At 62.3% G+C, this 13,386-nt stretch carries 14 protein-coding genes and 1 tRNA gene; 7 read left to right on the top strand and 8 right to left on the bottom strand.

Features of this window, described 5'->3' with window-relative positions; all coding sequences use genetic code 11:
* Nucleotides 1-111: 111 nt before the first annotated feature.
* Nucleotides 112-591: a peroxiredoxin gene (locus tag ACXYMS_RS11540; protein WP_458906437.1), complete on the top strand. Its 480-nt coding sequence runs from the start codon at nt 112-114 to the stop codon at nt 589-591.
* Nucleotides 592-662: 71 nt separating this feature from the next.
* Complete coding sequence (locus ACXYMS_RS11535; RefSeq protein ID WP_458906436.1) at nt 663-1,799, top strand: M23 family metallopeptidase; 1,137 nt, start codon at nt 663-665, stop codon at nt 1,797-1,799.
* A gap of 60 nt (nt 1,800-1,859) precedes the next feature.
* Here the strand turns inward: ACXYMS_RS11535 and prfB are convergent.
* Nucleotides 1,860-2,985, bottom strand: a protein-coding gene (prfB, locus tag ACXYMS_RS11530) for a peptide chain release factor 2 (RefSeq protein WP_458906435.1) whose coding sequence is annotated in 2 segments (ribosomal slippage) — nt 1,860-2,915 and nt 2,917-2,985 — 1,125 coding nt in all. Because the reading frame shifts where the segments join, the coding sequence is not laid out codon by codon here.
* A gap of 165 nt (nt 2,986-3,150) precedes the next feature.
* Between prfB and ACXYMS_RS11525 the strand changes: the two genes are divergently transcribed.
* Nucleotides 3,151-3,227 (top strand) — tRNA-Arg (locus ACXYMS_RS11525).
* Here the strand turns inward: ACXYMS_RS11525 and ACXYMS_RS11520 are convergent.
* From ACXYMS_RS11520 to ACXYMS_RS11505, 4 genes are all read right to left on the bottom strand, one after another.
* Complete coding sequence (locus ACXYMS_RS11520) at nt 3,222-4,229, bottom strand: carbohydrate kinase family protein (RefSeq protein WP_458906433.1); 1,008 nt, start codon at nt 4,227-4,229, stop codon at nt 3,222-3,224. The two genes, ACXYMS_RS11525 and ACXYMS_RS11520, sit on opposite strands and share 6 nt — an antisense overlap.
* Before the next feature lie 83 nt (nt 4,230-4,312).
* The gene (locus tag ACXYMS_RS11515) at nt 4,313-5,203 is read right to left on the bottom strand and encodes a siderophore-interacting protein (RefSeq protein ID WP_458906431.1); all 891 of its coding nucleotides are present in this window, start codon (nt 5,201-5,203) and stop codon (nt 4,313-4,315) included.
* Nucleotides 5,200-6,942, bottom strand: coding sequence for an ABC transporter ATP-binding protein (locus tag ACXYMS_RS11510; RefSeq protein WP_458906429.1), 1,743 nt, complete (start codon nt 6,940-6,942; stop codon nt 5,200-5,202). The genes ACXYMS_RS11515 and ACXYMS_RS11510 overlap by 4 nt, the downstream gene beginning before the upstream one ends.
* A gap of 85 nt (nt 6,943-7,027) precedes the next feature.
* The gene (locus tag ACXYMS_RS11505) at nt 7,028-8,644 is read right to left on the bottom strand and encodes a sensor histidine kinase (RefSeq protein ID WP_458906427.1); all 1,617 of its coding nucleotides are present in this window, start codon (nt 8,642-8,644) and stop codon (nt 7,028-7,030) included.
* 144 nt (nt 8,645-8,788) lie between these two features.
* On the opposite strand from ACXYMS_RS11505, the gene ACXYMS_RS11500 reads away from it, so the two are divergent.
* Complete coding sequence (locus ACXYMS_RS11500; RefSeq protein ID WP_458906425.1) at nt 8,789-9,262, top strand: CAP domain-containing protein; 474 nt, start codon at nt 8,789-8,791, stop codon at nt 9,260-9,262.
* Nucleotides 9,252-9,494 carry a sulfurtransferase TusA family protein gene (locus tag ACXYMS_RS11495; RefSeq protein ID WP_458906423.1) on the top strand — a complete coding sequence of 81 codons (243 nt, stop codon included), beginning with the start codon at nt 9,252-9,254 and terminating at the stop codon, nt 9,492-9,494. The genes ACXYMS_RS11500 and ACXYMS_RS11495 overlap by 11 nt, the downstream gene beginning before the upstream one ends.
* On the opposite strand, the gene ACXYMS_RS11490 is transcribed toward ACXYMS_RS11495, so the two are convergent.
* On the bottom strand, nt 9,491-10,648 hold the full coding sequence (locus tag ACXYMS_RS11490; protein WP_458906421.1) for a D-alanyl-D-alanine carboxypeptidase family protein: 1,158 nt from the start codon (nt 10,646-10,648) through the stop codon (nt 9,491-9,493). The genes ACXYMS_RS11495 and ACXYMS_RS11490 overlap by 4 nt on opposite strands.
* Before the next feature lie 161 nt (nt 10,649-10,809).
* Between ACXYMS_RS11490 and ACXYMS_RS11485 the strand changes: the two genes are divergently transcribed.
* Complete coding sequence (locus tag ACXYMS_RS11485; RefSeq protein ID WP_458906420.1) at nt 10,810-11,379, top strand: DJ-1/PfpI family protein; 570 nt, start codon at nt 10,810-10,812, stop codon at nt 11,377-11,379.
* A 125-nt stretch (nt 11,380-11,504) separates the two neighbouring features.
* On the opposite strand, the gene ACXYMS_RS11480 is transcribed toward ACXYMS_RS11485, so the two are convergent.
* Nucleotides 11,505-11,915, bottom strand: coding sequence for a DoxX family protein (locus ACXYMS_RS11480; protein WP_458906418.1), 411 nt, complete (start codon nt 11,913-11,915; stop codon nt 11,505-11,507).
* A 96-nt stretch (nt 11,916-12,011) separates the two neighbouring features.
* Here ACXYMS_RS11480 and ACXYMS_RS11475 point away from each other — a divergent pair, with 96 nt between their 5' ends.
* Nucleotides 12,012-12,428 (top strand): winged helix-turn-helix transcriptional regulator, encoded by a 417-nt coding sequence (locus ACXYMS_RS11475; RefSeq protein ID WP_458906416.1) that lies wholly within the window; start codon nt 12,012-12,014, stop codon nt 12,426-12,428.
* An 8-nt stretch (nt 12,429-12,436) separates the two neighbouring features.
* Here ACXYMS_RS11475 and ACXYMS_RS11470 read toward each other — a convergent pair whose 3' ends face one another.
* The gene (locus ACXYMS_RS11470) at nt 12,437-13,333 is read right to left on the bottom strand and encodes a division plane positioning ATPase MipZ (RefSeq protein WP_458906415.1); all 897 of its coding nucleotides are present in this window, start codon (nt 13,331-13,333) and stop codon (nt 12,437-12,439) included.
* Between the last annotated feature and the right edge of the window lie 53 nt (nt 13,334-13,386).

Here is a 13,386-nt window from a genome sequence, read left to right as displayed (position 1 = left end):
AAAGCCCCTGCCACACTCAGAATCATCCGCCCAGGGCGGTGCATTGGAGGATGATACCGGCTGGAATGTGACGCCGACACCCTCTATTCAGTACGCCAACCAGGAACGGCCATGACCCATCTCAAACAGGGCGACCTTGCGCCCGACTTTTCGCTGCTACGAGACGATGGCTCGGTTGTCACCGCCAGCATGCTTAGGGGCAATCCGGTTGTTCTCTTCTTCTACCCTGAGGACGATTCGGGTGGGTGCGTTGACGAGAACCAGGAATTTTCCGCTCTCTCGGACGCCTTCAGCGCCAGGGAGGCATTCCTTGTCGGCGTCTCGCCCGACACGCTGGACAGCCACAGGAAGTTCCGGGCCAAGTATGGGCTCAAGGTGCCGCTGGCCGCCGATCCGGAGCGGACGGTCATCAAGGCATTCGGGCTGTGGCAGCTCAAAAAGCTCTATGGCCGGGAATTCATGGGGCTGATCCGGACCAGCTTCATCCTGGACGCGGATGGTCAGGTTGCCCGTATCATCCGGGCCACGCGCATCAAGGGCCATGCCGCAAAAGTACTGGGCGCATTGGACGAGGTGATCGCAGGCGGCTGATGTTTCCCGCTTCTTAACCAAGCTCGTCCACACTCCGATAACCATAGTTTGCGTGTTGCGGGGTCATGGCGGTGCGTCAGTCAGCCAAATCGGGAGCCGAGGGCCGGAAGGCCAATCGTCGTGACGTCCACCCTGCCCTGTTCTATTCCATGTTCGTCCTGCTGCTCGGCGCCAATGCCGTAACGGCCACCGCCCTGCTCATGGCCCCTGACATAGCGCGGTTGCTCGGCGGGCAGAATGAAATGGTGCTGTCGGCCTATGAGGACCGATTGGCGCAGATGCGGGTCGAGATCGATCGCCTGCATTCGCGCAATTATGCGCAGGCAGGTGACATCAATCTGCAACTCCAGGAATTGTCGGCGCAGCAGGAAGTCCTGCTGGAGCAGCACCAATTGGTGCGGGCGCTGGTGACCAAGGCCGACCAGCTCGGCATTGCCGCTGTCGCCCCTTCCGCAGCGCCGAGCACGGACCTGTCGCTGGTCACGACACTTTCGGGCAATCCCGATGTGGCGGCGACGTCGGCCAGCGTAAACCAGATGATGGATGAGACTCATCAGGCCATGACTGGAATCGCCGTCGCGGCAGCGCAGCGCACCCAAGGTATTGTCAGCGAACTGGGCAAGCTCGGCATTGCCCTCGACCTGCCCGCGACGCAGTTCGACGGGATCGGCGGGCCGCTGCTGGCGGCCAGCGATGGGACCAACACCCCCTCGCCCATGATTGAGGACGCCAATGCGGTGATGGACGCGCTGCTGCTCTATAAAGCGGCGCGGGACAGCCTGGCCTTGGTGCCGGTGCACATGCCGATCACCGGCAATTTTCGCCAGAGCTCGGGCTATGGCAACCGCAAGGACCCGTTTACCGGCGGCCGGGCATTTCATTCCGGCCTCGACTTTGCCGCACCCAGCGGGACATCGGTGCTCAGCGCAGCCGATGGCGTCGTGCGGTTTGTTGGCGAGCGGTCCGGCTATGGCAAAGTGGTCGAGATCGACCACGGCAACGGGTTGCTAACCCGATACGCCCATCTCAGCGCCTATCTCGCCCGGGAAGGCCAGCATGTGCAGACCGGCACGCCGATCGCGAAGGTCGGCTCGACCGGAAGATCAACCGGGCCGCACCTGCATTTCGAGGTGCACCGGGCCGAGCAGAGCCTCGATCCCAAGCCGTTCCTCGACACGGGCAAGCGCATTCTGGCGCTGCTGGGATAAGAAACACCCCCGGACCGGGGTCCGAGGGTGCGATAGGTCCGGCAATGCTTTGAACAGTTGTCAGTCCTCGGAGACCACGTCGGTAGCCACGCCCACGCGCTGGGCCAGGGCGGCTTCCATGAACTCGTCAAGATCGCCGTCCAGCACCACCGAGGGCTGGCCGCTTTCGACGCCAGTGCGCAAGTCCTTGACCATCTGGTAGGGCTGCAGGACGTAGGAGCGGATCTGGTGGCCCCAGCCGATATCGGTCTTGTTGGCCGCCTGGGCGTTGGTCGCTTCCTCGCGCTTCTGCAATTCCATCTCGTAGAGACGGGATTTCAGCATGGCCATGGCCGTGGCGCGGTTCTTGTGCTGGCTGCGTTCCTGCTGGCAGGCTACGATGATGCCCGAGGGCACGTGGGTAATGCGGATGGCCGAGTCCGTGGTGTTGACGTGCTGACCGCCCGCGCCCGAGGCGCGATAGGTATCAACCTTGAGGTCGGCTTCACGGATATCGATCTCGATGGAATCATCGATCACCGGATAGACCCAGCAGCTGGAAAAGCTGGTGTGGCGCCGCGCCGCTGAATCATAGGGGCTGATGCGCACCAGACGATGCACGCCGCTTTCGGTCTTGAGCCAGCCATAGGCATTGTGCCCCTTGACCTGGATGGTCGCCGATTTGATGCCGGCTTCTTCGCCGTCATGCATTTCGAGCACTTCCACCTTCATCTTCCGGCGTTCAGCCCAGCGGGTATACATGCGCAGCAGCATGTTGGCCCAGTCCTGGCTCTCGGTGCCGCCGGCGCCGGAGTGGATTTCGACGTAGCAGTCATTGCTGTCGACTTCGCCGGACAGGAGGGTTTCGATCTGGGTGCGACGGGCGGTCTGCTTGAGCTCGAGCAGCGCCTTTTCGGCATCGCGCACGATCTCTTCGTCGCCCTCGGCTTCCCCGAGTTCGATCAATTCGACATTGTCGCTGATGCCCGTTTCGAGCTCCCGAACCGTCTTGACGGCCACGTCCAACTCGTCGCGCTCGCGCATGGCGGCGCGGGCCTTGTCGGGATCATTCCAAAAATCGGGGGATTCGGTTTGCGCGTTCAGCGCGTCGAGGCGGAGTTGGGCTGTATCCCAGTCAAAGATGCCTCCTCAGCAGGGTCAGAACCTGCTCGATTTCGGCAACGGTCTTCTCAATTTCCGTGCGCATTGGACTTCCTTTTGTATCGGTGTCCGTTTAGCGAAGCCCTGCGTCGGGATCAACCCATGCCTCGATCCGGAGAGTCGATAATGGCAGCTGTGCTATCGCCCATGCTGTCCTTTGCTTTCGTCCATCTTGCAAGTCCTGCCCCCGGCTGGTAGGTCGATCTCGGCTGGTCTCGTAGCTCAGCAGGATAGAGCACAGGATTCCTAATCCTGGGGTCGTGGGTTCGAATCCCGCCGAGATCACCAGTTTTTCAGCCCCGTCATGACGAATTCTACTGCCTCCGCGGTCAACGGACCATTCATCCCGACCTTGTGGCGCGCCAGGGCAAAGCCGCGTTCGGCGGCCTTGAGCGGCTGTGCCGGGTTTTGTGCATAGGACCAGAGAAACGCTCCGCAGAACGTGTCGCCGGCGCCGGTTGCGTCGATGACGGCGCCAGGATCGAGCAATGGATGCGGCGGCAGCCGCGACTCCCGCAATTGTCCGTCTTCGGTCCGCGACCAGATCGTCGCGCCCTCATGGGTGCGGGCGATGATGGACCATTCGGGGGCCAGTCGGGCGCCGATATCGGCCATGCCGGATGCGCCCCGCAACATGGTCAGTTCCTCGCTGTTCAGGTGGAGGAGCTGGGCCTGCCGCAACAGGCGATCAAGGCCGGCACCACCGGGGCCAATCCATGCCATGCCCGGATCGAGGGACACCACCAGGCGTGGGTTGTGCGTGCGCGCCGCTTCGAGCAGTTCCGCGATAAGCCCGGGCGCAGCGGGATCGAGATAAGAGGTGATATGGATGAGGTCGCAAGCGGCTATTGCCTTGGCGCGGTCGGCACTGTTGCGGCGCAGCCAGTCGGCGATGCCCGCATTGGCGCCCGAATCGGTCAGCAGGGTGCGGCCTGCCGGCTCGACCATGGCGAGACAGGTGGCCGGCGGCAGCGGACTGTTGGTGACCCCGTGGGTGGCAATGCCCCAATTGTCCAGCGCCAGGCGATGCGGGACCGAACCATCCACGGTTCCGGCAATTCCGAAAAAGGCGAGATCGAGCGCCTTATCCCGATTGAGCAGAGCGACAATGCGGGCGGCATTGAAGGCCGAGCCGCCGAGATAGACTTCGCCAGCCAAGTGCAGAAGACGTTCGGCGCCGCGCTGGGCCACAGCGTCGGAAACGGCGGTTTCGATCAACGTATGGGCGTCAATTCCGAGGCTTTGCAGCATAGGCGTGGCAGGGCTCTGCACGACAACGTCGCGGTTCATTGCTCCCAAAAAGCCAAGCCGTTTCATGCCTCTGGTGGTAGCGTTCCGCAGTGCCGCGCACAAGCGGGTCGCGGGCCTTGCTGCTAGAGGCCGAACTTTTCCAGCGTCGCCTCGTATTCATCGCGGATTTGTTCAGGATCGCCGCCAGATGACCAGCCCGCTTCGATGGCCGCCTTCACCTCGGCAGGCAGGGATTCCCATTTGGCGTCCCAGCGTTCGCCATCGTGGATCCAATAGCCGACCAGTTCATAGCGCTCGGCAGGCAGCTTCAGATCCTGGCGGATATATTTGCGGATGGCCCGCGCCACCTTCTGCTCGCCAGCGACCCAGATATAGCCCGGTGTCAGCGGCAGAGGCACGGCCCGCACCACGTGGTCAAGGCGGCTGGCGGCGATGCCATTGCCGCTGCGGTGCAGCCAGGTGATCGTGGCATTCGGGTGTGCCGGCAAGGATTGTTCATGCTCGGGCGAGGCGATCTCAGCGAAGACGCGTGACTGCACCTGCTCCGGCGTGGATTCGAGGATGCGCGAGAGGGCCGGCAGGCCGGTCGCGTCGCAGATCAGCAATTGCCAGGCGATGTCGGCGGGAGGATTGTAGAGGCCACGGGGGCGGTTGATTGTGATCACATCGCCGGGCTGCGCCTTCCTGGCCCATTCGCTGGCCAAGCCCCCGTCATGAACGACGAAGTCGATGTCGATTTCGCCGGTCTCGGGGCGGTGGTAGCGCACCGTATAGGTCGAGCAGCGAATGGCGTCCTGGCCGCCATCGGGATAGGTCCAGCGGCCCTGCTCATCGATATGGGGCAGGTGCAGGCGGCCCGTTTTCTCATTGGGGAAGAACAGCCGCAGATATTCATCCGGCGTGCCGGTGCCGTGGAAGTGCCTGACGCCGTCGCCGCCGAACGTCAGGCGCATCATGCCGGGGGTGAGATAGCGGGTGGCCAGAACCCGGGCGTCAAAGAAGCTCGCGGTCATGCGCGGACCTTCGGATTTGCCAGCAGCCCGAACTGGGCTGCATGCAGGTGGGCATAGGCCCCATGGCGCGCCAGGAGGTCCTGGTGGGCGCCTTCTTCGACAATGCCCGTTTCATCGACAACGATGATGCGGTCGGCGTGCTGGACGGTCGCGAGGCGATGGGCAATGACCAGCGTGGTGCGGCCACGCGAGAGGTCGGTGAGAGATTGCTGGATGGCCAGCTCGGTGGCGCTGTCGAGCGCCGAGGTCGCCTCGTCGAGCACCAGGATCGGCGGGTTCTTGAGGAAGATGCGAGCGATGGCGACGCGCTGCTTCTGGCCGCCGGACAGCTTGACACCGCGCTCACCCACCATGGTGTCGAGCCCATGGGGCAGCCGGGCCACAACGCTTTCGAGGCGGGCCTGGCGGACAGCATCGAGAATGTCGGAATCGCTGGCGCCCAGCCGCCCATAAGCGATGTTCTCGCGCAGGGAACCGCCGAACAGGAATACGTCCTGCTGCACGATGCCAATCTGGCTGCGCAGGCTGCACTGGGTCATGTCGCGAATATCGATGCCATCAATGCTGATCGCGCCGTCATCGATCTCGTAGAGGCGCGGCAGCAGGGCGCAAAGGGTGGTCTTTCCGGCGCCGGAGGGCCCGACAATGGCGACGGTTTCGCCTGCCCGCACCGACAGGTTGAGGCTGTCGATAATCCTGCGGCCGCGCTGGTCGTAGGAAAAGCTCACATTGCTGAAGACGATATCGCCGCGCAGGTGCTCGACGACCTTCGCATCCGGCCTATCGGCAATATCGGGCGCGGTATCGAGCAATTGGGTGAAGCGGGTAAAGCCGGCAATGCCCTTGGGGTACATTTCGAGCACAGCGGTGATCTGATCGATGGGCTTCATGAACACGTTGACCAGCAGCAGGAAGCTGACAAAGCCGCCATAGGACAAGTCGCCGGAGGTGACGAGCCAGGCGCCGAACAGCATGACGGCCAGTTGCACCAGACGGGTCGAGAGGAAGGTGACGACATTGCTCGCCGTCATCAAGGCGTAGGCGCGTAGCTTGGTGACGCGATAGGCCTCGTTATTGCCGGCAAAGAGCCTTTCCTCATGCTCTTCATTGGCAAAGGCCTTCACGACGCGGACGCCACCGATGGAATCCTCGACGCGGGTGTTGAAGTCCCCCACCCGGCCATAGAGTTCGCGCCAGTTGCGGTTCATCCGGGCGCCATAGGTGCTGACCAGCCAGGTCATGACCGGAACGAGAACGACGGTGATCGTGGCAAGCTGCCAATTGATGAGGAACATCAGCACGAAGGCGCCGAGAAAGGTCATGACGGCAAGGAACAGGTCCTCGGGGCCGTGATGGGCCACTTCACCGATGTCTTCGAGGCCCTTCGTCACATGGGTGATCAGATGCCCGGTCTTCTGGTTGTCGAAGAAGCGGAAGCTGAGCTTTTGCAGATGGGCGAAGACCTGCTGGCGCATATCGGTTTCGATATGGATGCCGAGCATGTGGCCGAAATAGTTGACGACCCCGCGCAGGACGGCTGTCAGCACGTAGATGATCAGAAGCACAATGCCGGTGAGGACAATGAGGCCGAAATTGTTCTGCGGCAGCAGTGTGTCGATGAAGTAGGCAACCGCGAGCGGAAAGGCCAGTTCCAGAAGGCCCGCAAGGACGGCACTGCCGAAATCGAGCGCGAAGAGACCCTTATAGGGCGCGTAATAGGAGAAAAACCGCTTGAGCATGATAAGTTGACTTTGAACATCCGCTTACCCAATGCCCGATCCGTGGCGTGGTCACAAGCGCAAAAGTGATACGCCGGTTCCGGCCCTATTGCCGGCTCGAATGTCCGGCGACCGCCAAGGCAAGCTCGGCTTCGAAGCGGGTGCCCTGGTCTGTGACGAAATGATAGGATCCGCCCATCTGGGACACGACACCACGGACGAGACGCAGCCCCATGCTGGTGGGCCTCTCCGGAACTTCGCCGATGCCGATCCCGTTATCGGCAACGACCAAGCTGCATCGACCGCCGCCCAGGTCGCGCAGGGTCACGGCGATCATGCCTTCACGACCATCCTTGAACGCATATTTCAAGGCATTGGTCACCAGTTCGCTCAACAATAGCGAGAGCGGAGTGGCATGGTCACGGTCCACCGCGACGTGATCCAGATCGTAATCGACCCGGGCGTCGGCGCCATAGGCCTGCACCACTTCGCCCACTACAACCGGGACCAGATCATGCGCGTCGATGTCCTCGTAGCGGTCATGCTTGTAAATGTGCTCGTGCATTGCGGCCATAGCGCTGAGACGGCTTTGCAGATCGATCTTGGCGCCGGCGGGCATATCCTGCATTCGCACCAACGACTGGACTGATTGCAGGTTGTTCTTCACGCGATGATGGATTTCACGGAACAGCAGGATAGTGGTCTCATTGGCCGCTTCCAAATCGGTGCGCCGGCTGGCATCGCGTCGCAGCAGCCTGACAATCCAGACGCCGCCGCCCACAAGGCCGAGGAGAATCGGGGCGGCGATAATCATCACGGCTACGATACCGTTGCGCAGGCCATCCCAGGTGCGGTTGGTTGCGATGGAGGCGAGTGCGAGAATATCGGTGCCTGGGACCGCACGATAGCTGACGACACGGGAAATTCCGTCAACCGGCGAAGCTTCGGAGAAGTAGGTCCCGGCTTCGGCCTCCGGCAGGTATTCGGAGATGAGGACATGATTCGAGAGATCAAGGGCTTCGCTAATGCCCGGATAGCGCGCCATCAACATCCCGTCGCGCCGGATGAGGCTGACGGTCGAGCCGGGATCGAGATCGAGATAGGACCAGAAGTTCTGCATCAGCACATCGCTGAACGAGACCATGATCGCCCCGGCAAAGACACCGTCGCGGGTCACCCGCTTGGAACGGACGAATATGTTCTCTCCTGTCAGTCGGCTGACGAGCAGCCCTGACGTGTAGAATTCAGCACCCTCGTTCAGGGCGATGAAATAGTCACGGTCCGCTACGCTGATTGCCTCCGCACCAGGAACGGTCGAGAAGATCGTGTTTGCCCCGGCATCGATAACATAAACGTCAATTTCCGCAGGCAAACCTTCGACAGCCGCCTGAAGAACCTGGCGGTCCGTGTTCAGGTCGGGTCCGAGGACGGCGTCAAGGCGCCGCAAGGTCTGGTCCGCTACCTGAGCCACCCAACCGGCATTGGTCGCCACCACCTGCGCGGCAGCCTGAGATCGCTCCTCGAGCCTAATGCGGGTCTGATCCACGCCCTGGATGACGAAGTAGGCGAAAACGGCCGCGAATATGCCCACACAAAGCGACAAAAAAGCCAAGGCGACCGTGGTGGCACGTACTTCCCCCAGCCGAAACAATTTCCTCCCCGTCAGCGCCACCTCCCACAATGCTGCCCTTTTTTGCAGGCTTTCGTTTCCGTGCACAGGCACCGAGACACACCACGCAGCACGCTTCTAACGCAAAACCGGCAATTTGGCTGCACCGCCTGGTCCCATGGTTGTGCAGTACGCATTAAGAGGGCGGAAGGCGCGGCGTGATATGGGCAGGCGCTCCAGCCACCCGAAAGGAACGACATGACCAAACTCCCCGCAATCCTGGCCGCCGGCACATTGGCCATTGCCCTTGCCGGATGCTCGTCCTTTGGTGGCGGAGCCACATCGCCGGCGGCACTGACGCCGGGGCTTTCTGCCCGCATGGACCAGCCCAATGCCAGGCTCGACAGCCAGCAGGCCATCGGGCTCGTCAATGCCTATCGGGCCACGCGCAATATGCCGCCCCTGATGGTCGATTCCGGGCTCAATGGCACTGCACAGGCGCTGGCCAGCCAATATGCGCAGACGGGAACGGCGCCGACCAAGCCGCAGGCGCTGGTGCAGATGAAGCTGAGCGCCGGCTATGCAACCTTTGCCGAAACCTTCTCCGGCTGGCGCAATAACGCAGCCGACGCCGTGGGACTGGCAGCACCAGCCAGCAAGGCCGGGATAGCTGTCGCCTACAATCCCACGTCAAGCTATGGCGTCCATTGGGTGCTCGTCCTTGGCAATTGACGACGGGATCATCGACGCAAGGGGGCTCAAATGCCCCCTGCCCGTGCTCAAGCTGGAAAAGCACCTCGCCAGCGCCGAAGCGGGAGCGGTCATCACCGTACTCGCGACCGACCCGATGGCCCGGATCGACATTCCGCTGCACTGCCGGCAAAACGGCCATGGCTGCACGCAAATCGATGCCGACGGAGTCATGCGTTTTGTGGTGACGAAATCGGTGGCGAAATCGGGCTAGAGGTCGGCCGGACGGGGCCGCGGCAGGGCGATGTCCAGGCCGCCTGCCGGGATGCCCGGGCGCAGCACGTCCTTGATGGCAGCACTCTCGAGTGCTGGCGCCGCCCTGAACACGGGCACATGCGCCGGCCTTGGGCGCGGCAAGGCGATGCCGGTGCGAATGCGTCCCAGATCCACTGCGGTATATTCGCTGACTACCAGTTTCTCGGTCAGATAGGTGGGCTGATCCTCAAGCCCCATCGGAAATGCAGCCTCCTGCGCGGCTACATATGCCTTGGCATCCTTGCCGCAGATGAGCGGACGCATGTCCACCGGCTGGACCCCGGCAGCATTGGCGAGCGAGAGCACGGATTGACCCGTCGGGCGCAGGCGACCGGACAGCGCCTCCAGAAACAGTTCGGCGGCCCGTTCATTGCGCTCGCGGCCAGAGGAGCCACCCAGCACCACGGCCAGCAGACGGCGGCCGTTGCGGTCGACCGTCGCCACGATGTTGAGCCCGGAGGCGCAGACATAGCCGGTCTTCATGCCCGTAGTACCGACAAAGCCCTCGAGCAGGCCGTTATTGGATTCCAGCCGCGCCTTGCCCAGATTGACCACGCCGGTGGAGAACATGGGCATGTATTGGGGAAAAGACTGCTCGATATAGAGGGCGATGATGGCCAAGTCCCGGGCGCTCGTCACCTGCGCCGGATCGTGCAGGCCGTGCGGGTTGACGAAATGGGTCGCGGTCAGCCCCATCCGCTGCGCCGTCCCGTTCATCATGGAGATGAAATTTTCTTCGCTGCCGCCCACGGTCTCGGCAATGGCGACGGCGATGTCATTGGCCGACTTGACCACCAGGATGTAGAGCGCGTCCTTGAGGCTGACGGCGCTGTCGACCGGAAGGCCTGACTTGCTCGGCGCCTGGTTGAAGGCGTTGCGGGAGATGGTGACCGACGTGTCGAGCGTGACACTACCCTTGGCCAGTTCCTCGAACACGACATAGGCCGTCATCAGCTTGGTCAATGATGCCGGATGCCAGGGCTTTCCAGCGTCTTCGGCATAAAGCACCTCCAGCGTCGCGCGATCGACAACCAACTGCGGATTGGCCCAGACCTGGAACAGACCGGCAAGCGAGAACAGCAGGACGAGGGCAAGGCGACGAACGAACGGCAAGACGAGGCGACTCCGGGTGGTTCGGTAGGAAATGGGCCTCTCTTAGCAGCCGGACTACCCAACCTCAAGAAAGGCCGGCCGCCCTGACGACCATTTGAAGGTCCTGACATAGGCTGTCAGCCGACCGATGCATGGTCCGGCCAGACACAAGGAGAATTCCGATGACAACGATCATGACCATCCTGACACCCGGCTTCGCCGACTGGGAAACTGCGCTGCTGAATGCCGGCGCGCGCGACTACTACCGTCTCGACACCCGCTTTGCGACGCCTGGCGGGCAGCAGGTCACTTCGGCCGGCGGGCTAAAAGTGGTTCCGGACCTGGCGGTCGAAGAGATCGACATCGGCACGGTGGATGCCCTGCTGGTCAATGGCGGTCGCATCTGGACGACGCCGGATGCGCCGGACCTGTCTGAACTGCTCAATGCTGCCCATGGCGCCGGCAAGACCGTCGGCGGCATCTGCGACGGTGTCATGGCGCTGGCCCGGGCTGGACTGCTCGACAGCGTCCGCCATACCGCGAACGGGCCGGAGAGCCTGCCCGACACGGGCTATGGCGGGTCGGCCCATTATGTCGGCTCGCCCCGCGCTGTCCTTGACCGGCGCATCGTCACCGCGCCGGGAACAGCGCCCGTCAGCTTCATGGGCGCTGTCCTTGAATCGCTCGGCCTGAGGACCGGCGATCTCGACTTCTACCTGGGGCTCTACGCAGCGGAACACCAGGCGGCCTGAGCCAAGGGGCAAACCGGCAGCAATTGATCGACGCGATCGCCTACAGGTGCTTCCTCCGGCGAAATCTTGCCGGAGGAACACAGCGCTGCCTTCAGGCTGCCAAGTGTTCCAAAAAGTCGCTTCCTTCAGCGCGGTGAAATCGGCGCTTTCCGGCTCCTGCCCCAGACCACGAACAGCGACAGCGCCAGGAGCACCGCGTTGACCGGCAGCATGCTGTATTCGCCCCGCATGGTGTGGAGGCCTATGGCCAGGATCTGGATTACCGAGAAGCCAAGTGCTGCCAAAGGTGTAAGTCCCGGCAGGATGCGGGTTGCCGCGGGGAGAATGATTCCGATGAGCCCCAGGATTTCCATGGTGCCGACAAAGCGGGTCAGTAGTTCCGGGTAGTCCCCGGCATAAGTCATCCCCGAGGCGACCAGTGCCTCGATGGGCTGGGCCAGTTTCATGACGCCGGCCATTCCGTAGATTCCGGCCAACACGACCTGCACAATCCACAGGCCGATAATCCAGCCCTTTGCTTCATTCGCCAGTGTCATGGCACCTCTTCCCCTTGTGATTGCCTACCACCCTGGTCACAACTAGTAACTGTGTTTATATTTGTGCCTCAGTTACGAAAGCAAGGAGGCACTTGGATGTCACTGACCGATACATCGCAGCACGCAAACTGCTCGGCCATGTCCGATGTGCTCAATCGCATTGGAGACAAGTGGAGCGTCATGGTTGTGGGCATGCTGGGCCGCAATGGCACGCTGCGCTTCAACGAGCTCAAACGCCTGATTAACGGCGTGAGCCAGCGGATGCTGACGCTGACTCTGCGCAACCTGGAACGCGACGGCCTCGTCACGCGGACCATCTATCCCGAGGTGCCGCCACGGGTCGAATATCGGCTGACCGAGCTGGGCAAAACATTGCAGGTGCCGATCAGCGCCCTGTGGGACTGGTCTGCCGAGAATCACGATGCCATTGTCGAAGCTCGGAGCATTTATGACGCGCGCGAGCATGCGTTGGCCGCGGAAGCCGGGCGTAAGATCGCCTATGCGCGGGACTGACCGGCCGATCAGGAATCGTTGTTTGCCATATGGGCGAACCGATTGACGTCATTGGACGGGCTGGCCAGCACCTCACGGCGCGCCTCGGCGCGCTGGCTGGCCGGCAGGTTCAGCGCATTGACCAGGGCACGATATTCCTGGCGGGCGCTCATATGCGACATGGACGGGACGCCGCCCAGAAGATCGTCATCAAGCGGATCGAAAACGGTCATGCCGGTGGCAAAGAGCGAGCGGAAGATCACGCGTTCAGCGATTCCGTCGGCTACACGGCATCCCAGGCGCATGGCTATGCGCTCCAGCATGGTCTGAACCTGGCGCATATTGCGCGAGGACAGCATCGAGATGCGGTTGCGCACCAGCACCCAGTCGATATTCCGGCCATCGATGGAGAGGCGCTCGGAGCGGGCACGCTGCACGAGGCGGGCATAATGGCTAAGCTCGCGCGGCTCGCCGGTGACCGGGTCCACCTGGGCCATGACGCTGAGATCGATCAGACTGTCATTGACCGGGGTCACCAAGGTGTCGGCCAGCGAGTGGGCCAGGCGCGCCAGATTTGTATCGAAGCCCGGCGTATCGATGACGATGAAATCGGAGCGCGCTTCCACCTCGCCAACGGCTTGGCGAAACAGGTCAAACTCGATGCGGTGATTCTCCCGGGCGGAATCGCCGCGCGCCAATGGCAGGTGGTAATGTGTGGTGTGCGGCAAGCTCAGGCCCCTCGACCGCGCCCAGTCGCGCCGGTTGCGCACATAATGGGTGAGTGTCTGCTGGCGGCTGTCGACATCGATCGAGGCCACCTTATGCCCCTGATAGAGCAGGTAAATAGCCAGATGGAAGGCAGTGGTCGACTTACCCGAACCACCCTTCTCATTGCCGACAACGATGACATGCGCGCCTTGCCGCACGGTCGACTCCCCAAATCAGTTGCCGGAGTGTGTTGATTTGGCACGCGTCGCAC

The sequence above is a fragment of the Devosia sp. CAU 1758 genome (genome assembly GCF_054482695.1).
The sequence above is the reverse complement of the archived record's forward strand: the minus strand, read 5'-3'. Positions and strand labels throughout refer to the sequence as shown.